26 protein-coding genes and 1 pseudogene are annotated in these 25205 nt (G+C 37.1%); all 27 read left to right on the plus strand.

The window, feature by feature from the left end:
• Positions 1-112: 112 nt before the first annotated feature.
• Entirely contained in the window at positions 113-1168 is a 1056-nt protein-coding gene (fni, locus tag ACM26V_RS01480; protein ID WP_416149696.1) for a type 2 isopentenyl-diphosphate Delta-isomerase, read from the plus strand.
• A 235-nt stretch (positions 1169-1403) separates the two neighbouring features.
• Complete coding sequence (locus tag ACM26V_RS01485) at positions 1404-2039, plus strand: hypothetical protein (RefSeq protein WP_416149697.1); 636 nt, start codon at positions 1404-1406, stop codon at positions 2037-2039.
• 266 nt (positions 2040-2305) lie between these two features.
• The gene (gene der / locus ACM26V_RS01490; RefSeq protein WP_416151764.1) at positions 2306-3622 is read left to right on the plus strand and encodes a ribosome biogenesis GTPase Der; all 1317 of its coding nucleotides are present in this window, start codon (positions 2306-2308) and stop codon (positions 3620-3622) included.
• 27 nt (positions 3623-3649) lie between these two features.
• Entirely contained in the window at positions 3650-4267 is a 618-nt protein-coding gene (gene plsY, locus ACM26V_RS01495) for a glycerol-3-phosphate 1-O-acyltransferase PlsY (protein WP_416149698.1), read from the plus strand.
• A gap of 11 nt (positions 4268-4278) precedes the next feature.
• Positions 4279-5328, plus strand: coding sequence for an NAD(P)H-dependent glycerol-3-phosphate dehydrogenase (locus ACM26V_RS01500; protein WP_416149699.1), 1050 nt, complete (start codon positions 4279-4281; stop codon positions 5326-5328).
• Positions 5329-5411: 83 nt separating this feature from the next.
• Entirely contained in the window at positions 5412-5672 is a 261-nt protein-coding gene (locus tag ACM26V_RS01505) for a stage VI sporulation protein F (RefSeq protein ID WP_416149700.1), read from the plus strand.
• A 396-nt stretch (positions 5673-6068) separates the two neighbouring features.
• The gene (locus ACM26V_RS01510) at positions 6069-6272 is read left to right on the plus strand and encodes a DUF2768 domain-containing protein (RefSeq protein WP_416149701.1); all 204 of its coding nucleotides are present in this window, start codon (positions 6069-6071) and stop codon (positions 6270-6272) included.
• Positions 6273-6320: 48 nt separating this feature from the next.
• Positions 6321-7037 (plus strand): hypothetical protein, encoded by a 717-nt coding sequence (locus tag ACM26V_RS01515; protein WP_416149702.1) that lies wholly within the window; start codon positions 6321-6323, stop codon positions 7035-7037.
• A 383-nt stretch (positions 7038-7420) separates the two neighbouring features.
• Positions 7421-8899, plus strand: a complete 1479-nt coding sequence (gene spoIVA / locus ACM26V_RS01520; RefSeq protein ID WP_416149703.1) for a stage IV sporulation protein A — start codon at positions 7421-7423, stop codon at positions 8897-8899.
• 439 nt (positions 8900-9338) lie between these two features.
• A complete protein-coding gene (locus tag ACM26V_RS01525) occupies positions 9339-9611 on the plus strand; it encodes an HU family DNA-binding protein (protein WP_416149704.1) in 273 nt (90 codons plus the stop codon).
• A gap of 363 nt (positions 9612-9974) precedes the next feature.
• Entirely contained in the window at positions 9975-10541 is a 567-nt protein-coding gene (gene folE / locus ACM26V_RS01530; RefSeq protein ID WP_416149705.1) for a GTP cyclohydrolase I FolE, read from the plus strand.
• A 156-nt stretch (positions 10542-10697) separates the two neighbouring features.
• A complete protein-coding gene (gene mtrB / locus ACM26V_RS01535) occupies positions 10698-10916 on the plus strand; it encodes a trp RNA-binding attenuation protein MtrB (protein WP_416149706.1) in 219 nt (72 codons plus the stop codon).
• A gap of 274 nt (positions 10917-11190) precedes the next feature.
• Positions 11191-12006, plus strand: coding sequence for a heptaprenyl diphosphate synthase component 1 (locus ACM26V_RS01540; protein WP_416149707.1), 816 nt, complete (start codon positions 11191-11193; stop codon positions 12004-12006).
• A 3-nt stretch (positions 12007-12009) separates the two neighbouring features.
• Entirely contained in the window at positions 12010-12711 is a 702-nt protein-coding gene (locus tag ACM26V_RS01545) for a demethylmenaquinone methyltransferase (RefSeq protein ID WP_416149708.1), read from the plus strand.
• 230 nt (positions 12712-12941) lie between these two features.
• Complete coding sequence (locus ACM26V_RS01550; RefSeq protein ID WP_416149709.1) at positions 12942-13802, plus strand: UbiA-like polyprenyltransferase; 861 nt, start codon at positions 12942-12944, stop codon at positions 13800-13802.
• A complete protein-coding gene (locus ACM26V_RS01555; protein ID WP_416149710.1) occupies positions 13799-14404 on the plus strand; it encodes a UbiX family flavin prenyltransferase in 606 nt (201 codons plus the stop codon). The genes ACM26V_RS01550 and ACM26V_RS01555 overlap by 4 nt, the downstream gene beginning before the upstream one ends.
• Positions 14405-14406: 2 nt before the next feature.
• Positions 14407-15264, plus strand: coding sequence for a menaquinone biosynthesis protein (locus ACM26V_RS01560; RefSeq protein ID WP_416149711.1), 858 nt, complete (start codon positions 14407-14409; stop codon positions 15262-15264).
• Between the two features lie 14 nt (positions 15265-15278).
• Positions 15279-16250, plus strand: coding sequence for a heptaprenyl diphosphate synthase component II (gene hepT / locus ACM26V_RS01565; protein ID WP_416149712.1), 972 nt, complete (start codon positions 15279-15281; stop codon positions 16248-16250).
• 173 nt (positions 16251-16423) lie between these two features.
• Positions 16424-16867 (plus strand): nucleoside-diphosphate kinase, encoded by a 444-nt coding sequence (gene ndk, locus ACM26V_RS01570; RefSeq protein WP_416149713.1) that lies wholly within the window; start codon positions 16424-16426, stop codon positions 16865-16867.
• Between the two features lie 222 nt (positions 16868-17089).
• Positions 17090-17860, plus strand: a complete 771-nt coding sequence (locus ACM26V_RS01575) for a CheR family methyltransferase (RefSeq protein WP_416149714.1) — start codon at positions 17090-17092, stop codon at positions 17858-17860.
• 352 nt (positions 17861-18212) lie between these two features.
• Positions 18213-19385, plus strand: coding sequence for a chorismate synthase (gene aroC, locus ACM26V_RS01580; RefSeq protein ID WP_416149715.1), 1173 nt, complete (start codon positions 18213-18215; stop codon positions 19383-19385).
• A gap of 2 nt (positions 19386-19387) precedes the next feature.
• A complete protein-coding gene (gene aroB, locus ACM26V_RS01585) occupies positions 19388-20479 on the plus strand; it encodes a 3-dehydroquinate synthase (protein ID WP_416149716.1) in 1092 nt (363 codons plus the stop codon).
• Positions 20476-20859, plus strand: coding sequence for a chorismate mutase (aroH, locus tag ACM26V_RS01590; RefSeq protein WP_416149717.1), 384 nt, complete (start codon positions 20476-20478; stop codon positions 20857-20859). The genes aroB and aroH overlap by 4 nt, the downstream gene beginning before the upstream one ends.
• Before the next feature lie 449 nt (positions 20860-21308).
• A complete protein-coding gene (trpE, locus tag ACM26V_RS01595; protein WP_416149718.1) occupies positions 21309-22826 on the plus strand; it encodes an anthranilate synthase component I in 1518 nt (505 codons plus the stop codon).
• The gene (gene trpD / locus ACM26V_RS01600) at positions 22823-23839 is read left to right on the plus strand and encodes an anthranilate phosphoribosyltransferase (protein WP_416149719.1); all 1017 of its coding nucleotides are present in this window, start codon (positions 22823-22825) and stop codon (positions 23837-23839) included. Before trpE ends, trpD begins: the two co-directional genes overlap by 4 nt.
• Complete coding sequence (gene trpC / locus ACM26V_RS01605) at positions 23836-24612, plus strand: indole-3-glycerol phosphate synthase TrpC (RefSeq protein WP_416149720.1); 777 nt, start codon at positions 23836-23838, stop codon at positions 24610-24612. Before trpD ends, trpC begins: the two co-directional genes overlap by 4 nt.
• 26 nt (positions 24613-24638) lie before the next feature.
• A pseudogene (locus ACM26V_RS01610) lies at positions 24639-25190 on the plus strand (phosphoribosylanthranilate isomerase); the annotation flags it as partial.
• Positions 25191-25205 lie beyond the last annotated feature (15 nt).

Consider the following 25205-nt stretch of genomic DNA (forward strand, 5'->3'; position numbering starts at 1 on the left):
AGGAAGTATTTCATAAGAAACCTACATGTGAAGAGATCTATCAAGCGAGACCTTGTCGTTTGTTTTTCCGCACTCCGCGAGGTTAGACTTAAGGGAGATTGAAGGTGATAAATTGAGTCGTTCAAAAAGAAAATTAGACCATATTCAATATGCATTAAATACAGGACAGTCGCGAACATCAGGATTCGATGATCTTCAGTTTATTCACCAAAGTTTTCCGAACACTTATGTTGAAAAGATTTCTTTAAAGTCAAAAATCGGCGAACTTAATATTAGTTCGCCGATTTTTATCAATGCGATGACTGGAGGCGGAGGAAAGCCTACAGAAGGAATCAATCGTCAATTGGCACAATTAGCTAATATTTTTCATATACCTATGGCTGTTGGTTCACAAATGGCTGCTATAAAAGATAAACAAGAACAACAATCGTATAAAGTTGTAAGGCAGTATAGCCCTAGGGGTCTCATATTTGCAAATGTTGGGAGTGAGGCTACTCCTGATCAAGCTCGTTTCTCAGTCGACCTTTTAGAAGCAAATGCGTTGCAGATTCATATGAATGTTATCCAAGAACTTGTTATGCCTGAAGGAGATAGAGACTTTCGAGGTGCGCTTAAGCGAATTGAAAACATAGTAAAAAGTGTAGAAGTGCCTGTCATTGTTAAAGAAGTTGGATTTGGTATAAGTAGAGAATCTGTCCTACAGTTACAGGAGATAGGAGTTAACTTCGTAGACGTTGGAGGGTTTGGAGGTACCAATTTTTCTTTAATTGAAAATAAGAGGCGTGATCGTCAAATGTCATTTTTTGATGAGTGGGGTATTCCTACAGCAGTTTCTATTGCTGAAGCAAGGTCTGTATCAGACCAATTAACGGTTCTCGCCTCTGGAGGCATTCAGAATGCTTACGACATAGCTAAAGCGATCGCTTTAGGAGCAGATTCTGCTGGAATGGCTGGTCAAGTATTAAAGTGGTTGCAAGAAGATGGAATGGAAGTAACAATCCAACATATAAATGATTTACTAACAGACTTAAAAATGATTATGACTGCGGTTGGTGCGCAAGATATCAAATCGTTGAAAACATCGCCTATTATGATAATGGGGCAGACGAAAGAATGGTTAAATGAAAGAAATATTGATACGAAGCAATATGCAAATCGTAAAAGTTAATTTACAAGAAGGTCCACACATATGTGGACTTTTTTTTGTACTTTAAGAATGTTTAACTTCGCTAGAGGATTAAAATATAAGTTAAACAAATGCTATCGCCATGAAGGACTTGGCGACAAGCCAAGTTTTTCTAACGTGGTTTTCAAAAAGAATTTTCAACTTACATTTTCAGTTTAAATGTATGAATAGACCTCGTTTCGGTGAAACTTCGTATAAAAGTGAAAGGATCAAAATCATGAATGGTGTATTGTTTTTATGGCTAGCCTGGTTAATTATTATTTACGCATATTTTCTTATGGATCATTCAAAAAAGCGGACATTTACGCTCGTTTTCAGTTTATCGACAATAATACTCTCTTTATGGTCCTATACTTTCTTTTCCATAGAGTGGAATCTTGCCTTCGTGCCTTTTTTATTTCTTTGTATTGACTCTATGACGAAATTGAATAGAAACCAGCTGATTGTGGGATTCATCATAAGTATTTTTATTGCTTATTGGTTTTGGTTAATTCATAATGCTATTTATCTTGAGCCTGTTTGGCTACTTTTGTCACCAATTTCGATGATATTAGGAGTTAGTATACCGCTACTAATCATCATAATTCGTAATCTATATACTAGAATTTTTTCTTTAATTATCGGATTTTTTCAGGGGATAACACTTACTAGCTTATTGGTGACTGTTGAATTAGGTATGACGGCTGAAGCGTTGCATAATATTAGTGGTATGTTTTTGCTAGATGTTATCTCTTTAGCGCTTATTATTATTTTGTTCTGGTCTAGATTAGAAATGTTCGCGCAGAAAATAAAAGAAAAAATCATTGCAACAAATCAACCAATATCTAAAAAACAAACCAATATGAATGTGTAAGTCTGGCTGATATTTTTTTCAATGATAGAAACGCTAGAATTTAACGGTGCTTGAAAAGTGTTAGTAAATCATGAGAGAGTTTCTTATAGAGTGAGTCGATTTACTATTGACTCTGTGAGGATTCACGATAATCTGCTATAATGTATAGGTTATCAACCTTCATTGATGTGGACAACGTGAATGGAAGGTTTCTTTCCTGTGCACTTCCACGTATAATGAATGAAGTATCGAAGTTTGGATTTATTAATGAAAGCGAGGAACAAATTGTGCCAAAACCAGTAATAGCCATTGTGGGTAGACCGAATGTCGGTAAATCGACAATTTTTAACCGAATAGTAGGAGAACGAATTTCCATTGTTGAAGATAAACCAGGTGTAACCAGAGATCGTATTTATAGTTCAGGTGAATGGTTACAACACGAATTTTTTCTTATTGATACGGGTGGGATTGAAATAAGTGAAGAACCTTTATTTGAGCAAGTAAGAATGCAAGCAGAATTAGCGATTGATGAGGCGGATGTTATTTGTTTTGTCGTAAATGGACGAGAAGGTATAACATCATCTGATGAAGAAGTTGCACAGATCCTTTTGCGCTCTAAAAAACCGATTGTTGTTGCTGTAAACAAAATGGACGACCCTTCCTTGCATGAAAAAATTTATGAATTTTACAGTTTAGGAACTGGTGAGGTTTTTCCAATTTCGGGTTCTCATGGCCTTGGTTTAGGTGATTTATTAGATCATGCCGCCGCTAATTTTCCTAAAGATGAAGGAGATAATTATGGCGAAGATACGATTCGAATGAGCTTAATCGGTCGTCCAAACGTTGGGAAATCATCTTTAGTCAATGCTATTTTGGGTGAGGATCGTGTCATTGTCAGCAACATTCCAGGAACAACACGCGATGCTATTGATACACCATTTAAGAAAGATGATCAAGAGTATGTTGTCATTGATACTGCGGGTATGAGAAAACGTGGTAAAGTGTATGAGTCTACTGAAAAATATAGTGTATTACGTGCTTTAAAAGCAATTGAACGCTCTAATGTTGTTCTTGTTGTTATCGATGCAGAAGAAGGTATCATTGAGCAAGATAAAAAAATTGCAGGTTATGCACATGAAGCGGGAAGAGCAATTTTAATCGTCGTAAATAAGTGGGATGCAGTAGAAAAAGATGATAAGACGATGAAAAATTTCGAGCAAAAAATTCGCGATGAATTTTTGTTTTTGAGTTATGCACCGGTTATTTTCTTATCTGCTTTAACGAAGAAGCGACTACAACATCTTTTACCTGCTGTTAAGGAAGTAAGTGAATCTCATACACGCCGTGTTCAGACGCACGTCTTAAACGATGTTATTGTCGATGCAGTAGTAATGAATCCAACGCCAACAGATCATGGTGGAAGAAGGTTAAGAATTAACTATTCTACTCAAGTTTCAGTAGCACCACCGACATTTATTATTTTTGTGAATGATCCTGAATTGCTCCACTTTTCTTATAAAAGGTATTTAGAAAATAAAATTCGAGAAGCTTTTAATTTTGTTGGAACGCCAATTCATATTATGGCTCGTAAAAAAAATAATTAATTAGGAATTAAAGTTTGGGGGGGTTTTATGACAGCTTCGGTTGCGATTATTTTATCCTATCTTATTGGTGCTGTTAGTTTTAGTTATGTAATTGGGCAAAAGGTAAAAAAATTGGATATACGTGAACACGGCAGTGGAAATGCGGGTGCAACAAACACATTGAGAGTGATGGGAATAGGACCCGCAATAACAGTATTATTATTAGATTGTGCCAAAGGGATCGCTGCTGTTTGGATTGGATATTTACTATCGGGTGGAGACTCGATGATAGCAGCGGCTAGTGGTCTTGCCTCAATTATTGGACATAACTGGCCTGTATATTATGGTTTTAGAGGTGGAAAAGGAGTGGCAACCACGATTGGCGTGTTGGCTGCTTTAGTTTTTCTTCCTGCATTGATTTCAGGTGTTATTGCTATTCTTATGATTATTATTACTAGATTTGTTTCACTAGGTTCTTTACTTTTCATGCTTGGAACAACGATCATAACGGCCTTATTCTATGAATATTTTGATTTTCCATTTTATTTTGTCTATTTTTTAATAGTGATTACTGGATTATCTTTTTGGAAACATCGCACAAATATTAAGAGGTTACTAACGGGCGAAGAAAATAAACTTGGCCAAAAAGCATCAGTGAATGAATAGGAGGCGTAACGATGGCGAAAATTGCAGTATTAGGTTCTGGAAGCTGGGGAACTGCGTTATCAATCGTATTAGCGGACAATGGTCACCATGTTCAGTTATGGGGAAGATCAGCTGACCAAGTAGAAGGTATCAACCAAGAGAAGCGAAATACTCGTTATTTACCTGACGTTATATTGCCAGACAACATTCAAGCATTTTTAAATATAGAAGAAGCACTAGATCAAGTTGATGCTGTGCTTGTCGTTGTTCCGACGAAGGCAATGAGAGAAGTCTTATCTCAAGCTAAAGCATTTATTACTAAGCCATTATTATTCATTCATGCAAGTAAGGGGATCGAACCTGAGACGCATTTACGAATTTCACAAATTATTGAAGAAGAGATCCCAGAACAAATGAGGAGTTCTGTTGTTGCACTATCGGGACCAAGTCATGCTGAAGAAGTTTGTAAACGCCAGCCAACAACGGTTACTAGTTCTTCTTTAAATATGAACAGTGCTCAAGAAGTTCAAGATTTATTTATGAATCAACGTTTTCGTGTTTACACAAACCCTGATCTCATTGGTGTTGAAATTGGTGGTGCGTTGAAGAATATCATTGCTATAGGAGCAGGAATGACGAATGGTTTAGGTTTTGGTGATAATGCAAAAGCAGCATTAATGACAAGGGGATTAGCAGAAATTACTCGTTTAGGGATGAAGTTAGGTGCAAATCCACTTACATTTGCAGGGTTAACTGGACTTGGTGACTTAATCGTGACCTGTACAAGTGTACATAGTCGAAATTGGCGCGCTGGTAATATGCTCGGAAAAGGAAGGAGCGTAACTGACGTTCAAAATGAAATGGGAATGGTGGTTGAAGGGATTCGTACGACAAAAGCGGCATATCAACTAGTGCTAGAAACTGGAGTAGAAATGCCAATTACCGAAGAACTTTACCAAGTTTTATTCCATAATAAGTCTTCAAAGGATGCGGTTACAGAGTTAATGGGTCGAGTAAAAAAACACGAGGTGGAAGATCTTAAACTTGGAGATGGTGATCCACTAAATCACTTAGAACCATAGGGAATAAATTGTTTTCATTCTTCTCACCAATTTCCTACTTATGCATAACATGTAACACATCAGAGCATGAGGAGGAATGAAGTGTGGATGAAAAGAAAAATCCTTTTTATGAACAAATAGAGAAAAAAACTAACGTGAAACAAGAAGACTTGCTTAAACTTGTTCAATCTTTAAATCAGACCGATCTAACTGAGGAATCAAATGTTAGACAGTTGATTCATCAAGTTGCTAAAATGGCTAATAAACCAGTGTCAAAGGAAAAAGAGGATGAATTAGTCAAGGCAATTACGTCAAATCAAGTTCCATTGGATTTTGGAACTCTTGCAAAAATGTTTCAAAAATAGCATTAGACTTAGGCGTTCATATTGATCAAGAACACCAAGGCTTGCATAAATATAGTAATGACAGAAGCATGGCTGTCATGATTATGTTGAAGGCGGTGTTTAGTCAATGGAAGCCGAAGAAAGGGCCCCTTTTCTTTGGCTTTTTTTGTTTTGTGCTACTTTTGGGAATGCGGGAAGAGCGAGTGAAGCTCTGTGTGAGCGAGAAAATGATTGGAAAGGCACAAGAGGAAGCTACACGTTCCCTAAAGCAAGCGGAGGAAGGAAAGAAAGGGTGCAAGGGGTAAATCATGCATCATTTAAGTCGTTATGCTATAATTATTCAGGATTAAAGTTATTAATAAAGTACATATAATATTAAATTGTATAGAGAAGTTGATGAGAAGTGAGGGAGCAAAAATGTTTGAAGATCCGCTGTTAAAAATGTGGGTATCATTTATCGGAATGGGGCTAATGTTCTTTTCAGTCGTTTTGACGATTTTCACAAAAGAGAAGCTTTCCGGTATATTGAGGTATACATTATTGACAATTTGTTTTATTTTAATTATGGTTTCAGGACTAATCATGGTTCTAGTTGTTTTTACTGGACCAGTTCCAGACTAGATAGAATTTAATTGAGTTAGATGATTAAGTAGAGGTAGGGATTTTTAAATGGCTAATGTCCGTGTAGGGATTCTGTTATTAGTTTTGATTGGATTAACTGGATGCATGTATCCACAAGATGAACGAAGACAAAATCAGGCACCTTATGAAGATCAATTACAATCAGTGCAGAGTGCTGTTATACAATATCAAGAAAATAATACTGGAATGTTGCCGATCATGACAAGAGATGCAGATACTCCTATTTATCGTAAATATCCTATCAATTTCTCGCAACTAGTTCCAGCTTATCTTGAGGCTCCTCCTGGTAATTCATTTGAAAATGGTGGGATTTATCAATACGTAATAGTAAATCCAGAAGATTATCCAGAAGTGAAGCTAATTGACTTAGGCACAGTTCGACCTATTCAAGACTTGGAAAGAAAAATTTCTCAATATAGAAGTAGAAATGACTATGCTCCTATTGCAGAATTAATGGGAAATGGATTATTAAAGTTGGATTTTGAAGAGCTAGGTTATCAAGAAGAACCATTGATAGAGAGCCCTTTTCACCCTAATCATAAGCTTCCGATCCTATATCAGACAGATGGAACGGTTGTTATTGATTATACGATAGATATTTTGCATTATGTCGATGAGTATGGCAAGGAAAGTGATCAAGAAGATGATTTACTTTCGTTGTTGGTCGAGAACTCTCCTTTTGTTCCAGTTTATTCACGTCCCCAAGAGATGGAAGACGGAGAAGTCATTTTCTCAGAAGAATAATTTATCTTAAACTATCAGTTTTAAACTGGTAGTTTTTTTGTACTTTAAGAATGTTTAACTTAGCTAAAGGATTAAAGTATAAGATAAACTAAGGCTTTCGCCATGGAGGACTTGGCGATAAGCCAAGTTTTCCTAATGCTTTTCAATCAAGATTTAATCACTTCATTTCTTCTTTATAAAGATTAGAATCTAATCGAATCATTTCGTTCTATTTGGTATTTGCATGAATATGTATCGAAGTAGACGAAATTGTTGTTGTGAAAGCTTTAAATATCCTTGTCATAAATAGTGGACAACATCATAGAGTAATAGAGACAAAGGCTTGAATTCAATCATGCCCGCATGAATGAAGTTTACTTAGAAACTTAGCAGGAGGCGATTTTGTGGAAAAAGTAGATATCTTTAAGGATATTGCAGAGCGAACGGGTGGTGACATTTATCTCGGTGTTGTTGGTTCAGTCAGAACAGGGAAATCCACTTTCATAAAAAAATTCATGGAGCTAGTCGTAATTCCAAACATTGAAACAGAAGCTGATCGGGCCAGGGCACAAGATGAACTTCCGCAGAGTGCGGCGGGAAAACAAATCATGACAACGGAACCTAAATTTGTACCAAATCAGGCAGTATCTATTCATGTAGATGAAGGATTAGATGTAAATGTCCGAGTGGTCGATTGCGTAGGATATGCTGTTCCAGGCGCGACAGGTTATGAAGACGAACATGGACCAAGAATGATCCATACTCCTTGGTACGAAGACGCAATTCCGTTTCAGGAAGCGGCAGAAATAGGAACGCGAAAAGTGATTCAAGAACATTCTACTCTTGGAGTTGCTATTACGACAGATGGTTCCATTGGCGAAATTCCAAGAAAAGATTACGTAGAATCAGAAGAGAGAGTCATAAACGAATTAAAAGAAGTAGGAAAACCATTTGTCGTTGTTGTAAACTCGGTTCATCCAACTCATCCTGAAACGGAAAGTCTGCGAGAGAAATTAGAAAATGAACATGATGTACCGGTATTGGCTATGAATATTGAAGGAATGACGGAACAAGATATTCACACTGTAATGAGAGAAGTATTATTTGAATTTCCAGTTCATGAAGTGAACGTAAATCTACCAAGTTGGGTGATGGTTTTAAAAGAAGAGCATTGGCTAAGAGAGAATTATGAACACGCGGTTAGAGAAACGGTCAAAGATATTAAACGCTTAAGAGATGTTGACCGGATGGTGGGACAATTTTTGGATTATGAATTTATTGATAATGCCTCACTAGCTGGGATAGAAATGGGTCAAGGTGTAGCGGAAGTTGATTTAAAAGCACCTGAAGATCTTTATGATCAAATATTAATGGAAGTAGTAGGTGTAGAGATAAGAGGCAAAGACCACTTGTTAGAGTTGATGCAGGACCTTGCATATGCCAAATCAGAATATGATCAAGTAGCGGAAGCGCTAAAAATGGTTAGACAAACCGGCTATGGTATAGCGGCTCCAACGATATCTGATATGAGCTTAGATGAACCTGAAATTATTCGTCAAGGTTCGAGGTTTGGAGTTCGTTTGAAGGCTGTAGCGCCATCTATTCATATGATTAAAGTAGATGTAGAGTCGGAATTTGCTCCCATTATAGGTACAGAAAAACAAAGTGAAGAATTAGTCCGCTATTTAATGCAAGATTTTGAAGAAGACCCACTTTCTATTTGGAAATCAGATATTTTCGGAAGATCATTAAATTCTATCGTTAGAGAAGGTATATCAGCAAAGTTATCTCTCATGCCGGAAAATGCTCGCTATAAGTTGAAAGAAACTCTTGAGAGAATTATAAATGAGGGATCAGGAGGATTAATAGCGATTATCTTATAGCTCTCCATTTGGAGGGCTTTTTTATTCTTTAAGAATATTTAACTTCGCTAAAGATTAAAGTATAAGATAAACTAAGGCTTTCGCCATGAAGGACTTGGCGACAAGCCAAGTTTTTCTAATTGTTTTGTTTCAGATTCTCTAATTTTTGAAGAAAAAATAAGAATGCTTGCAAAACGGCTATTGTTAAGGGATTTTCATAATTAAATGATTAAGACATAGTAAATATACATAATTTGGAATAAATATCACATTTAAATCTCTTGTTAAGTGAAAAACAGATAAAAAAACTAAAAAAAACGCAAAATATGTTGAATTGTTAAGCTTTTTCGTTTAACATAATCCTTGTTAACCCTTGAAATACAGGCTAACAAGTATAAAAAGCTTAAGTTTGTGAAAGAAAAGGAATAACACATTATAAGTAAAGAAGGAGGTGAATAGTATGAACAAGACAGAACTTATCAATGCAGTTGCTGAAAAGACAGAACTATCTAAGAAAGATGCGACGAGTGCTGTTGATTCAGTTTTTGAAGTCATCACTGGTTCACTTCAAAATGGTGAAAAAGTCCAACTTATTGGATTTGGTAACTTTGAAGTACGTGAGCGTGCGGCTCGTAAAGGCCGTAACCCACAAACAGGTGAAGAAATTGAAATCGCAGCAAGTAATGTGCCAGCATTCAAACCTGGTAAAGCTCTTAAAGACGCAGTCAAGTAAGTACATATAGGGCTGTATGTTTAAATAAAGGCGTTCCCACTAGCACTTAGCTTTTGGGACGCTTTTTTTTACACTTTAAGAATGTTTAACTTCGCTAATGGATTAAAGTATAAGATAAATTAAGGTTTTCGCCATGAAGGACTTGGTGGCAAGCCGAGTTTTTCTAATAAGCAAAGTCTCTAATTATCGAGAAAGTTATTAGCTTTGACTCAAATCAGCATATGACATTAATCAAGACGTTGTGCTGTTAAAAAAATGAAAGTTCCCAATTCTTGTTTTTATTAAAACGCTTGTGCTAGAATTTTAAAGAATAGATATTATTACATAACATATTAAGATGACGTGAAACGGAGGCAATATAAAATGAGTGAAGTAGACCATGAGAAAATAGAGAAAGCAGTAACAATGATTCTTGAAGCGATTGGTGAAGATCCGAATCGTGAAGGTCTTTTAGATACGCCTAGTCGTGTAGCAAGAATGTATGAAGAAGTGTTTCAAGGCTTAAGGCAAGATCCAAAAGAACATTTCAAAACTGTATTTGGTGAAGAACACGAAGAACTCGTTTTAGTAAAAGATATTCCTTTCTATTCTATGTGTGAGCATCACTTGGTTCCTTTTTTTGGGAAAGTTCACATTGGATATCTACCAAGCGGAGGAAAAGTAACGGGATTAAGCAAGCTAGCCCGTGCTGTTGAAGCAGTGACTAGAAGGCCGCAATTACAGGAGAGAATTACTTCTACAATTGCTGATTCAATGGTTGAGACATTAGACCCTAGAGGTGTGATTGTCGTTATAGAGGCTGAGCATATGTGCATGACAATGAGAGGTGTACGTAAACCAGGAGCAATGACTGTGACCTCAGCCGTAAGGGGAGCATTTGAGCGCAATGATGCTGCTAGAGCTGAAGTATTGGCCTTTATTAATAAATAGAAGGTTATCACAACGGTATCAGCAAGTGGTTCAGTGAAATGAGTATAAAGGTAAACCCTATTTATTATATATAGGTCTTGCTAGTGGTGATTCTATTAGGATGATAAGATACATGGTCTATAAATAATATGAAGTGAAGCTAGGAGGGAGATCAAGGTGGCAGAATCTAATGATTATATTGTAATTAAAGCTCAGGAAGATGGAGTAAATGTTATTGGTTTAACGAGAGGTACCGATACGAGATTTCATCATTCTGAGAAACTAGATAAAAACGAAATGATGATTGCGCAATTTACCGAACATACTTCGGCAATTAAAATCCGTGGAAAAGCAACGCTTCAAACAGCGCATGGAGAAATGAACAATAATGAGTAAAGTAGGGTTTCCTGCTTTACTTTTTCTTTTTTACCTAGTGTTAGTCTCATTGAACAAGAGTGCTTGCAAATAGAAATGTAGCGTTAATAAATAGGTAGATTAAATTTTTTAAAAGACGGTTACTTGTGTTTAAGTAAACAACTCAAAATGTGTTGTTATTTATTTTATGGATTTCTTATCGGTATGAAGCAATTGTGATATACTAGATATGTGTGACATCGACCGAATGATTCAGACGATAACATTGAGATTTTCATTGCTGGGGGACTTTTGAATGACTGCACTCTATGAGGATAACCGAGAAATACATGAGGTGTTTGAGAGCTTCTATCGAAGTATAAAACACCCTTATTTAAAGAAATTTATAGACGATCCAGTGATCGACGAAGATCAGGCAACGATTCTTTTCTTATTATTAAAAGAAAAAGAATTTCCAAAAAAGTACACTCATGACTGTATTTTAACAGCTTTGCTTGTACAAGCTGCACTCGATACACATGAGATTGTTAATATTCATGGGTTAGGCTCAGAAAAAGTGAAAACAAAACGCCAGTTGACTGTTTTAGCTGGAGATTATTATAGTAGCTTATACTATTATGTGCTTTCGAAGATTGAGGATGTCTCACTCATCAGAGTTCTGGCAAAATCAATTCAAGAAATTAACGAATCAAAGATGAATATTTATAAACAACATAGGAAAAGAGTTCAACCTACTATAGGAGATTTGAAGACAATAAATGCTTCGTTGTTGAAAAATATATCTGATATGATTCATTTATCAAAATGGTCTGCGATGATAGGTGAATTCTTTTTACTGAAATCTTTACTTAAAGAAAGATCTCTTTTCATCGAGCACGGGTACGATGGAAAAGCATTAAATTTCTTTCGGAGAATAGAAAATATAAAAACATCTACCGTAAGTGAACACGCTTATTTGACTCAGTTTAATCAATATATTGAGGAAACGGCTGACAATTTACAAAAATTAACATTGGGGAAGGTTGGTATAGCTGACTTTATTCAGGCAAGAGTGGATAAATTGTTACTTGAATATCAATACAATGAACAATGTGCGGTAGAGGAAGGGTAAGATATGTCCCGGTCTAAAGAAGAACGTGTACACGATGTATTTCAATCCATTTCAGGGCAGTATGACAAGATGAATGCAATTATTAGTTTTCAAAGGCACCTATCTTGGAGAAAGGATACAATGAAAAAAATGGCAGTACCTAAGGATGCTTCAGCTTTAGATGTTTGTTGCGGAACGGCAGACTGGACGATTCATCTTGGTGAAGCTGTAGGTCCTGACGGGGACGTCATAGGACTTGATTTTAGTGAAAATATGCTCTCAGTGGGGCATGATAAAGTGAATGAAAGGAAACTTTCGCAAGTGAAACTCATTCACGGGAATGCCATGGAGTTACCTTTTGAGGATAATCATTTTGATTATGTAACTATCGGTTTTGGATTAAGGAATGTTCCTGATTATTTACAAGTACTAAAAGAGATGAGAAGGGTTGTGAAACCTGATGGAATGGTTGTCTGTTTAGAAACATCACAACCATCGATGATTGGTTTCAAACAAGCCTATTGGTTTTATTTCAAACATGTTATGCCTTTTTTTGGAAAGGTATTTGCAAAGAGTTATGAAGAATATTCATGGTTACAAGAGTCAAGTCAATCATTTCCTGGTAAACAAGAACTAAAGGATTTATTTTTAGAAGCAGGATTTCAAACTGTAAAGTATAAATCTTACTCTGGCGGAGTAGCTGCGTCTCATTTTGCAACAAAATAAACGAAATAATTTCATAGGTATGTAAACATAATTTTTAATGATAACTCAACAGGCACAGAGAGGGTTTCATCTGCTATTGAGAAAATTTGGCAAGTTATGAGCCTCTTAGGTGCAATCCAACAAAATAAAAAGATATTAATATCAAATATAACTTTAAACGTAGAAGTGATATAGATTTTAGCTAGTAAATGTACGGAAGTCATTTTTTGGAAGTTAAAGTGGGGATTTAGATGAAAAAAATAAAAATAATTTTAGAGATGATTAAATTTGAACATACGGTTTTTGCTTTACCTTTCGCTTTTTTAGGTGCTGTTTTGGGAAGTCTATTAATAGAAGGAAACTGGCCATCTATATTGGAATGGGTTTGGATTACTTTAGCGATGGTAGGTGCAAGGAGTGCTGCAATGTCGTTAAATCGTTTAATTGATGCGAAGATTGATGCAGATAATCCAAGAACGGAAGGCCGTGCAATTCCTGCTGGACTTCTTTCCAAATTAGAAACGGGTATGTTTATTGCCGGATCATTTGGGCTGTTGTTATTTTCTGCGTACCAGCTAAATATGCTTGCTGTATATTTGCTACCAATCACCGTATTTTTTCTTGTATTCTATTCTTATACAAAAAGATTCACTTGGCTTTGTCATGTCTTTTTAGGTATGACAATAGCTATAGCCCCTCTTGGTGGTTGGGTAGGTGCAACTGGAACGTTAACATGGGAAGCTTTTGTCTTGTTCTTGGCAGTTGCTTTCTGGACTGCTGGATTTGATGTAATTTATGCGACGCAGGATGCTGAATATGATAAAGAAGTGAAATTGTATTCCATTCCTAGTCACTTTGGAATTGAGAAAGCGTTATTAATTGCAAAAGGATTCCATATCATTAGTTTCTCAGCTATGCTTTCGCTCTTTTTTATTACGCCACTAGGTTGGATATTTTTAATAGGAATCTTTATTGTCGGTGCGATTATGGTTTATGAGCATTCCCTTGTCTCACCAAAAGATCTATCTAAAGTGAGTGTTGCATTTTTCACGATGAATGGAATTATTAGTATGGTTATGCTCGCATTTACGATTGGAGATTTACTGTTATGAAGATAGATGATGAAAAAAAAGTCGTGACTGTAGCTATAACAGGAGCAAGCGGTGCTGTATATGGTGTACGATTTGTGCAAGCACTTTTAAGGGGTGGGCATACAGTTCACTTTTTACTAACAGGAGCTGCATGGCAAGTGCTTTATTATGAATTAAAAATGGATACAGAAAATAAACAAAAATGTTTACATGACTTGTTTGGTGGTTTTGAAAACTTCCATTATCACTCCCAGCAGGATTTTTCAGCTCCAATAGCTAGTGGATCGGCACAAAATGATGGAATGATTATTATTCCTTGTTCTATGGGGACGTTGGCAAAGATATCACATGGGATATCGAGTAATTTGTTAGAACGAGCTGCGGATGTCACTTTAAAGGAACGCAGGAAATTAGTCATTGTGCCGAGAGAAACTCCTTTAAGCTCTATTCACCTTGAAAATATGAAACGTGTAAGTGATCTAGGCGGTATTATCGTACCTGCAATGCCAGGTTTCTATCATAATCCGCAATCAATGGACGACCTGATTAACTTTGTCGTAGGAAAAGTACTGGATCAGGTGGGAGTCGAACATGACTTGTTTGCCCGCTGGGGAGGAAGCTGATCGTGGGTCTTGTTATAGGTGAAATATCTTACACAAACATTTTGCCAATGTTTTATTATATTCAACGCGAAAGACTAATGAACCTAGGCTGTGAATTTGTTCCAGCAATCCCTTCAAAGCTGAATGAAGATATGGCGACTGGAATAGTTGATGTTGGAGGAATTTCCTCCTTTTCATACGGAGAACACAGTGACGAATATCAAATATTAGCTGATCTATCCGTCTCATCGATCAGTAAAGTAGGATCCATTTTTTTGTTTTCGAAACGTCCTATTGAAGAATTGGAAGGATCAAATATTGGTCTAACTTCTAGTTCAGCAACTTCTGTTAATTTACTAAAAATAATCTTACACCGTTTTTATGAATTAAATGTTACTTATGAAACGACTGCTCCTGACTATAACCGTATGATGAAGCAGTATGATGCTTGGTTGTTAATTGGTGATGATGCAATCTTAGCTAGCTTATCAAGGGAAGAAACCATATACCAATATGATCTAGGTGAATTATGGGATAATTTCACTGGATTCCCAATGACATATGCGGTTTTTGCTGTTCGCAATGAAACGATAGAAACTCAAGCGGATTTACTTTCAGAAGTGCATTACCAATTTTTGAAAAGCAAAACACATTGTATTGACAATGGCTTTCAAGAAATGATTAAATCTATACAATATCAATTGGGTGGAACGACCTCGTTTTGGAAAGACTATTTTTCTGGATTGAATTATCAACTTTCCGGGCGGCATTTAGAAGGACTGTATTATTTCTTCGATTTGGCCTGGGATTTAAATTTACTGGAAAAACCAGTGAAGAATATATCAATTTGGAAGCCATCCGGGCAATTTCACTCTGTTTAACAAGGTGGAGTAGTATGAAACTAACTGATATTTACTGGCATTTACGTTCTGATATTATGAAAATTGAAAAAGAAATTGAGAATAACATTGATGCAGACCATCCTGTATTGCAAGAAGCTACTTCCCACTTATTAAAGGCTGGTGGAAAAAGAATTCGGCCAGTCTTTGTATTATTATCGGCTCAATTCGGCGATTATGATTTGGAAAAAATCAAACATGTAGCTGTTCCGTTGGAGTTAATACATATGGGTTCTCTCGTTCACGATGACGTCATTGATGACGCGGAACTCCGACGTGGGAAAAAGACGATAAAGTCAAAGTGGGATAATCGTGTAGCGATGTATACAGGCGATTATATTTTTGCGAAAGCTGTTGAATTCGCTACGTATAGTGAAACTCCTCAACTTCACCGAATTCTTTCTGACGCTATGGTGGAAATGGTTATTGGAGAAGTTGAACAAATTCGCGACCAATATAATTGGTATCAAGACCTACGTATTTACTTGAGGAGAATTAAAAGGAAAACAGCATTATTGATCTCTGCTAGCTGTCAGTTGGGAGCGTTAGTTGCTGGAGTATCATTGAAAAATCAAAAGCAATTAGAGCTTTATGGCTACAATGTTGGAATGGCGTTTCAAATTACCGATGATATTTTGGATTTTGTTGGAACAGAAAAGGACCTTGGGAAACCAGCTGGAAGTGATTTGGCTCAAGGAAATGTGACATTACCTGCTCTTTACGCAATGAATCAGGATCCGCAATTAAAGCGAGAAATTATTTCTTTGCTAAAAGATGAAAGCGGAGAACCAATGGACATGTCTGATATTATTTACCGTATTAAACAAACTGGGGCGATTGATTATTCACAGCAGATTGCCGACCAATATTTAAAAAAAGCGTTAAACTCTCTTGAACCATTGCCTGACATTCAAGCAAAAAAAGCTCTAATTCAAATTGCCGAGTATATTGGCGAACGAAAGTTTTGATACTAATAAAATCCCTCTCGCGTGAAATATGCAAGAGGGATTCTGTACAATATTTAAGTAAAAACTCTAGATATTAAAAAGTATTTTTGACATTAGCTAGTTTGTTAATTGTTATAATTTTTGCTATAATCAAAAAGGTTTGTTATACATTTATATTGTTGGGGGAATCGAATATGGAACGTACATTTATGATGGTAAAACCTGATGGAGTACAACGAAATTTAATTGGTGAAGTCATTTCGCGGTTTGAATTGAAAGGGTATACATTGGTCGGATCTAAAGTATTACATATAACGAAAGAGTTGGCGGAAAAGCATTATAGTGAACATAAAGACCGTCCCTTCTTTCAGAAACTTGTCTCATTTATCACATCTGGACCTGTATTTGCGATGGTTTGGGAAGGCGACGAAATAATAGCTGAATCGAGAAGAATGATTGGCAAAACAAATCCTAAAGAGGCAGACCTCGGAACAATTCGGGGTGACTTTGGTTTACAAACTTCGAAAAACCTGATTCATGGTTCTGATTCTGTGGAAAGTGCCAAACGAGAAATAGCTTTATTTTTTGATGACAGTGAAATTGTCTCATATGAAAAAGATAATTTAAAATGGATTTAATCAAAAAGCTGCCTTCTGAGGCAGCTTTTTGTATTTGTAGTCAAAATTTTTGAAGAGAAATCCGGAAGCAGTCAAATCTTGTGTGGTAAGCGGATTTATTTTTAATAATCAACACGACTGTTTAAAAATAGAAAAAGAAACTTATAGTCGAGAGAACAAAAATATGATAAAAATATAGATAGGTTTAATTTATGGAGTCTAGGAGATGAGAGGGTTTTGACAATGGATGATTATCTAAAATTTATAGATCAGATAAAAAGAAAAACGGGAATTGACTTATCATTGTATAAAGAAGCACAAATGAAAAGGCGTTTAACGTCTTTGAGAGAAAAAAGAGGATTCTCTACTTTTGATGAGTACTATCAAGTTTTATCAAAAGATCAGGAACTTTTTGAGGAATTTCTTCAGAGAATGACTATTAATGTTTCTGAATTTTTTCGTAATCCGCAAAGATGGGAAGTTCTAGAGAATAAAATTCTCGTAAGGTTACTATCACATCAATCGAAAATTAAAATGTGGAGTGCTGCATGCTCGACAGGGGAAGAACCGTATTCACTATTGATGTTGTTTCTCAAATACTTAAAGCCAAACCAAATTGATTTATTAGCAACAGATTTAGATCAATCAATTTTGGATCGAGCGATAAAGGGTTTTTACCCGGAACGATCTTTAAAAGAAGTAAATGAAACGATGCTAAAGAATTATTTTACTGACGAACAGGTTGGCTATCGCGTGCAAGACAATTTGAAGAAAATGATCAATTTTAGACGCCATAATTTATTATCAGAAAAATTCGATCATGGGTATGATCTTATTGTTTGTCGGAATGTGATGATATATTTTACAGAAGAGGCGAAAAATGAATTATATCAGAAATTTAGTGATGCACTTAAACCTGGTGGAGTCCTTTTTGTTGGCAGTACTGAGCAAATATTTAACCCACAACGATTTGGATTAGAGGTTGAGGATACATTCTTTTATAAAAAGCTTTGATAATTTTGTTAATGCTGAAAATCTGCGTCCAATAAACGTTGATTAGATGGAAAACTGAAATAAGTCACGAAACCATATTATAAAGCCAAAAGATAAATCCGAAAGATTATCTTTTGGCTTTCGTGTTCAAAATTAGTTTGAGTTAGAATAGGATGGGACCGACTAAATCAACTAGAAGATCTTATTTTCAATATCTGTATGATCAGTGTATAATCGTAAAAAACAGAAAAGATAGCAAGAAAAATAGAAAATTTAGTCTATTTCTCTTGAAAAATTAGCTGAAATCATCAACAATAGAACTAATGACTTTTTAACACATAAAAGCGATAAAGAAAGTTGAGGTAGATATAGAATGCGATTTTTGACAGCAGGAGAATCTCACGGTCCAGAATTAACAGCTATTATAGAAGGAGTTCCTAGCCAACTTCCCTTAACGGCAGAAGATATAAACGAGCATTTAGCTAGAAGACAAAAAGGGTATGGTCGCGGTCGCAGAATGCAGATCGAAAAAGACCAAGTAAGAATTACAAGCGGTGTGCGTCATGGTAGAACAACAGGTGCGCCAATAACTTTAAATGTTGAAAATAAAGATTGGACTCACTGGACTAAAATAATGGGCCCAGAACCTCTCTCAGAAGATGAAGAGCAAGAGGTTAAGAGAAAGCTTACGCGTCCAAGACCTGGTCATGCCGATTTAAATGGTGCAATCAAATATCGGCATCGTGATATGCGGAATGTATTAGAGCGATCATCGGCACGGGAGACTACGGTTAGAGTCGCTGTAGGAGCGGTGGCGCAAACATTGCTTAAACAGTTTGATATAAAGCTTTGCGGGCATGTTCTTGAAATTGGTGATGTTGTAAGTGAACAAAAACCGTTTGAGTCAGTCGAAACGCTTAAAGAAGTAACGGAAAATTCTGAAGTACGTTGTGCAGATGAAGGCGCATCTGAAAGAATGAAAACTGCGATTGACGACGCCAAGCAAAATGGCGACTCGATCGGTGGTATTGTTGAAGTTATTGCTGAAAACGTTCCTGTAGGACTCGGTAGCTTTGTTCATTATGATCGTAAGCTAGACGGGAAAATTGCTCAATCAGTGTTGAGTATCAATGCTTTTAAAGGTGTTGAGATTGGCCTCGGGTTTGAAGCAGCTCGGATGATGGGAAGTAAAGTTCATGATGAAATTGCCCATAGTGAGGAACGAGGATTCTATAGAAAATCGAATCGCTTAGGCGGATTTGAAGGCGGAATGACGAATGGGATGCCTGTAGTTGTTCATGGAGCAATGAAGCCAATCCCAACATTGTATAAACCACTTCAAAGTGTTGATATTGAATCGAAAGAGCCATTCACAGCTAGTATTGAACGTTCAGATAGTTGTGCTGTCCCAGCAGCAGCAGTTGTTTGTGAAGCAGCAGTAGCTTGGGAGTTAGCTGACGCTTTCTTAGATAAATTCGGTTCAGACACAATGGACGATATTAGGAAGCACTATGAAGCATACCTTGAAGAAGCGAGGACGTTTTAATCATGGAACCTCAATTAATGATTGAGAGTGAGTCACACAGTTACCCAGTTTATATTGGTGATGGACTTCGTTACAGCGCATATGAAGCAATAAGTCAGACATTAAAGAAATCTGTAAGTTCATTTATGATTATTGCTGATGAATCTGTTGCAGAAATTTACTTGGATGATGTGATGGCTTCTTTTCCTGCAGACGAGAAACCTTTTGTTACGTACATCCCTGCTGGCGAAGCATCCAAATCGATTGAGCAGTATGAAAGGCTCCTTACCAGTGCCCTTGAAGCAGGTATGGATCGTCAAGCGGCTGTCATAGCCCTTGGCGGGGGAGTGACAGGTGATTTGGCGGGATTTGTAGCTGCAACGTATATGCGAGGTATACGCTTTATCCAAATGCCTTCCACGCTGTTAGCGCATGATAGTAGCGTAGGTGGAAAAACAGGTATTAATCATCCTTTAGGGAAAAATCTGATTGGTGCTTTTCATCCACCATCAGCAGTGATATACGATTCGGAGATGTTAAAAACGTTACCCGAAAAAGAGTGGCGTTCGGGATTCGCAGAAGTAATTAAGCATGGATTTATTGCTGAGCCTACTTTTCTCGATTGGTTAGAAGACAATGTTACGTCTTTTTCTGACATTTCGACAAAAACAATTAATGAAATGTTAAAGCGGTCAATTCAAGTGAAGGTAACGATTGTGCAAGCGGATGAGCGAGAGCAGGGAATTCGAGCATTTCTTAATTTTGGCCATACGTTAGCACATAGTATTGAAGCGGAGGCAGGGTATGGAAAAATTACTCATGGTGAAGCGGTAATGATTGGAATGATCTTTGCTTTAAAGCTAAGTGAACAACATTTTAATTGTACATTTGATTATGAAAAAACTGAGAATCACTTGAAAAACTTGGGCTATGATTTAACTGTTCCAAATGATTTTTCCCGTGAACAGTTGTTAAAGCGTATGAAGTTAGATAAAAAAGCGGCTAGTAAAAAAATCCGTTTCGTTTTACTAGAAGAGATTGGAAAGCCTAAATTAGTAGCTGTTGAAGATGAAACTATACGAAGATTACTCGAAAAGGTGGGGACGAACATATGATTAGGGGAGTAAGAGGAGCAACGACCGTTACTGAAAATGATGAAAAAGCTATTCTTCAGGCAACGATCGAAGTGATGAGGGAAATACAACAAAAAAATCATCTGCACCCCGATGATATTTCGCAGATTATCATTACAATGACGAATGATTTAAATGCGACATTTCCTGCTAAAGCGATAAGGGATCTTGATGGGTTTCAGTTTGTGCCGGTGATGTGCGCACAAGAAATTCCAGTTCCAAAAGGGCTCCCTAAATGTATTCGACTAATGGTGACTGTTAATACATCAAAGAACTCAGGGGAAATTCATCATATCTTTTTAAATGATGCAGTGTCTCTTAGACCTGATTTATCCTTGACAAAGGAACATGAAACACGTTAGCATGTAAAATAAGTTTAAAATAGCAGAGTTAAAATAGCTGAGTAATGAAAGTTTACTAAAGATGAGAAGAGCAGAGGTTTAGTTGAGGAGAGAAGAGCAGAGAAGAGTGTATCTTTATAGAGGATACGTCTGTCCTGTGACAGGCGTTTTTCGGTTCTACTAACAAAAAATAATTTGTTAGTTAAGAGAAAACGGAGTAATTATTTTCTTTCGGCTGATTGTGGCTACTTTCGTTTCTTAGGTATAAAAGTAGATAACCGATTGTACCACTATCTATAGAGTTACAAGAAAGAGTGATGACTTTAAACGATAGTTAAACGCTCTATAATATACCACTAGCTACATATGGAATCGTTTATTTCCTAGTAATAACTAGTAGCAAAATTTTCTGTTTTCTTCCCTCCCCTCCTCATTCTTCAGTTCTCTTCATCAACAGAGAGGTGATTGACATGTTAACAATGACATTAGCTCAATTTGAAGCTGAAGCGAAAACATATGATACGATTCCTATGTCTGCAAAAGTATTTGCAGATACGAAAACCCCTATTCAATTATTCCATTTGTTCAATGAGCAAGCCTCATTTTTACTTGAGAGTAAAGACCCTTTATCTCCTTGGTCAAACTATTCCTTTATTGGGTTGAATCCAAGATACTATATTGAAGATCATCAAGGAGAGTTTGTATTCAATAATAGTAATGGAAAAACAATTTTAAAAGCAAATCAATTTCAACAGGCTTGGGAACAAGCATTAAGCTATATCAATGTTTCGCCGAAAACACCGGACCTTCCCTTCCCAGGAGGGGCTGTTGGTTACTTAGGTTTTGAAGCATACCACTACTATGAACCAAGATTAGCCTCAGCAAAGGATGGTGGAAGTAATGAGCATGACGTATTCTTTATGTTTTGTGAAACAATTCTTGCTTACCACCATGGAAAAGAGGAGTTGACGGTTGTTCATTTGCAAGATAAAGGCTTAAATCTTCCGAAGGATGCCTATAAAGAAGGTGAAAAGCGAATTCAAGAAATTCTTCATACAATTGAACAGGATGTTGTGTCTCCTGTGACGATGACGCCTTTAGGTGATGCGTTAGAAGAAGACTTCTTTGCAAATGTGAAGTCAAATTATACGAAAAAGTCTTACATGGCTGATGTGGAGAAAATAAAAGAATATATCGCAGCTGGTGATATTTTCCAAGCGGTATTGTCACAAAGGTTTGAACTCCCCATTAAATCTGATGGATTGTCGTTGTACCGTGTGTTAAGGAAAATTAATCCTTCACCATATCTGTATTATATTCGCTGTCAGGGACAAGAAATTATTGGAAGTTCACCAGAGCGGCTTGTCAAAGTTGATGAAAATAAAACATTGGAAATCCACCCGATTGCAGGAACGAGAAAAAGAGGCCAAACGAAAGAAGAAGATCAGGCCTTGGCAGATGACCTTCTCGCGGATGAGAAAGAGCGTGCGGAGCATTTAATGTTAGTTGATTTAGCTAGAAATGACATTGGTAGGGTAAGTGAATATGGTTCCGTTACAGTCAAAGATATGATGCATGTCTCGTATTTTTCACATGTGATGCATTTAACGACGGTTGTGAATGGGAAATTAAAACAGAAGGCACACCCTTTTGAAGCATTGTTTTCCACTCATCCAGCAGGGACTGTATCAGGAGCACCGAAAGTTCGTGCTGTTGAAATCATTCAACAACTTGAACAGATGAGGAGAGGTGTTTACGCCGGAGCAATTGCTTATTGCGGTTTTAATGAAGCAATTGATTCTTGTATAGCGATTCGAACGATTGTCTTGAAAAAAGGTGTCGCATATGTGCAAGCAGGTGCAGGTATTGTGCAAGATTCTGTACCAGAAAGTGAATATGAAGAAACTAGAAGTAAAGCGAAAGCATTGATTTATGCGATCAAATTAGCTGAGATGAGGTATAACCAAGAGGAGGTCACAAAGAGATGAGCCGAGCGCTAGATAAAATTATCGCAAAACAGACGTTAACGGAAAACGAAGCAGAGACTCTTGTAATGGAGATGATGCAAGGGGAACGATCGAACGAAGAAATGGCAGCGATATTAGCAATTCTTCAGCACCGCGGAGAGACAGTTGATGAAATTGTTGGATTTGCTAAAGGGATGCAACAAAAAAGTGTCCGTGTGACGTTACCATTTCCTGTTATGGATACTTGCGGAACTGGCGGAGATGGAGCGAGTACTTTTAATATTTCAACTGCTGTCGCGATCTTACTGAGTTCGATGGGAGTCAAAGTAGCAAAACATGGGAATCGAAGTGTTTCTTCTAAAACTGGAAGTGCGGATGTGTTGGAAGAACTCGGAATTCCTTTTCAAAAAAATCAGCAAGAAGCGGAATATATGCTAAAGAAGCATCATCTATCATTTTTCTTTGCACCTACCTACCACGCAGCGATGAAGCACGTGGCACCGGTTAGAAAAGAGTTAGCAGTGAAAACAATCTTTAATCTTTTAGGTCCGTTGACGAATCCAGCAGGTGCATCGAAGCGGATCATCGGGGTCTATGATAAAAGAGCGGCCAAGAAAATGGCTGAAGCTTCATTAAGATTGAATATTGAACGTGCCTTGTTTGTTTGTGGAGACGACGGTTTAGATGAAATTACCGTGCAAGGAAGGACGACCATTATTGAAATTCGAGATGGCCAAATTCATGAGTATTCTTTCTCTCCAGAAGATGCAGGCCTTGCGCAACATTCACTTGAGGGCGCAATTGTAAATACGCCAAAAGAAAGTGCGGCATTGATTCAAGATGTCTTTCGGAAACACGCACCAGAAGCAGCAATTGACTTAGTAATCTTAAATGCAGGTGCAGGATTGTATGTGGATGGAAGAGTATCGTCGATTGCTGAAGGTATTCATGAAAGTAAAAAAGCGTTAGGGCCTCGAGTAATCTCGCATCTTGAAGCGTTACAAAGTGAGAAAGGGGCATCAGATAATCAATGACTATATTAGATACGATTGTTGCAAAGAAAAAAGAAGAATTAACGTCATTAGTTTTACCAACGGAACGTCAATTAGATAAACCGAAGCAATCATTATCAAAATCTATAGCTTCTACTGATCACCCACTCGGTATTATTGCTGAAGTGAAAAAAGCGAGTCCCTCTAAAGGGGTATTGTTGGAGAATTTCCAACCAGTAGAGATTGCTCGTGCTTACGAAAAGCTTGAGGTATCCGGAATTTCTGTTTTGACAGATATAGAATTCTTCCAAGGAGATCCCGGCTATTTAACGGAAATTAAAAAGGAAGTAAACATTCCAATCCTTCGTAAAGATTTTATTATTCATGAAAAACAAGTCACCTATTCAGAGCGAATTGGTGCGGATGCGATTCTTTTAATTGCAGCTATTCTTGAAGGTAGCCATTTAGCTGAATTGCACCAGCAAGCAACGGAACTTGGACTCGATGTTTTAGTGGAAGTTCATAACGAAAAGGAGTTAGAAAAGGTTCTTACCCACGTGACACCGTCGATGATCGGTGTCAATAATCGCAATTTGGCAACCTTTGAAACTGACCTAACTACAACAGAACGCTTATCTCCGCTTATGCCTAAAGGAGTTCAGTTGATCTCTGAGAGTGGCATCCACTCGAAAAAAGACGTAGATTTTTTAAGGGGATCGAAAGTGGATGGTCTGTTAGTTGGAGAAGGGTTTATGAAGAGTGAAGACAAGCAAACGTTTTTGAATTCGCTATTTTATGCGGGGGACTCTAAATGAAACAAGCCTTGTTAAAGTTTTGTGGGATGAGATCAAAAGAAGATTACCAAAAGGCTGTTTCTTCTAGTGTGGATATGATTGGTTTTATTTTTGCAAAAAGTAAACGTGAAGTAGCAGCTGAGGATGTGGCCATATGGCAAGAAGAAATCCCCGCAGGGTCGCATCAAAAACTTGTTGGAGTTTTTGTTAACGAGTCCGTTGACGAAATTGTCGAGAAGACAATTAAAGCAGGACTGGATGTTGTTCAGTTTCATGGTTCTGAGACTACGGAGCAATTAGTGTCTGTAAAGCAAGTAACAGGAGCTCTCGTGTATAAAACGATTCATCATCACGAACAAGCATTGAAAGAGATGACTCATTTCAAAGGTGTGGCTGACGGCTATGTGATTGACACGAAGACTCCAGAAGCTTGGGGAGGGACAGGTGTACAATTCGATTGGGCTGCGATTCCTGGTTACTCAAAAGAAGCGACATTGCAAGGTGTTCCGTGTTTGATTGCGGGAGGCGTTAACGTAGATAACATTGGAACGTTGCTGGGATATAAGCCTATAGGGATCGACATTTCTTCAGGAATTGAATCGGATAGCAAAAAA

The sequence above is a fragment of the Salipaludibacillus sp. HK11 genome (assembly GCF_047795645.1).
GTDB lineage: Bacteria > Bacillota > Bacilli > Bacillales > Salisediminibacteriaceae > Salipaludibacillus.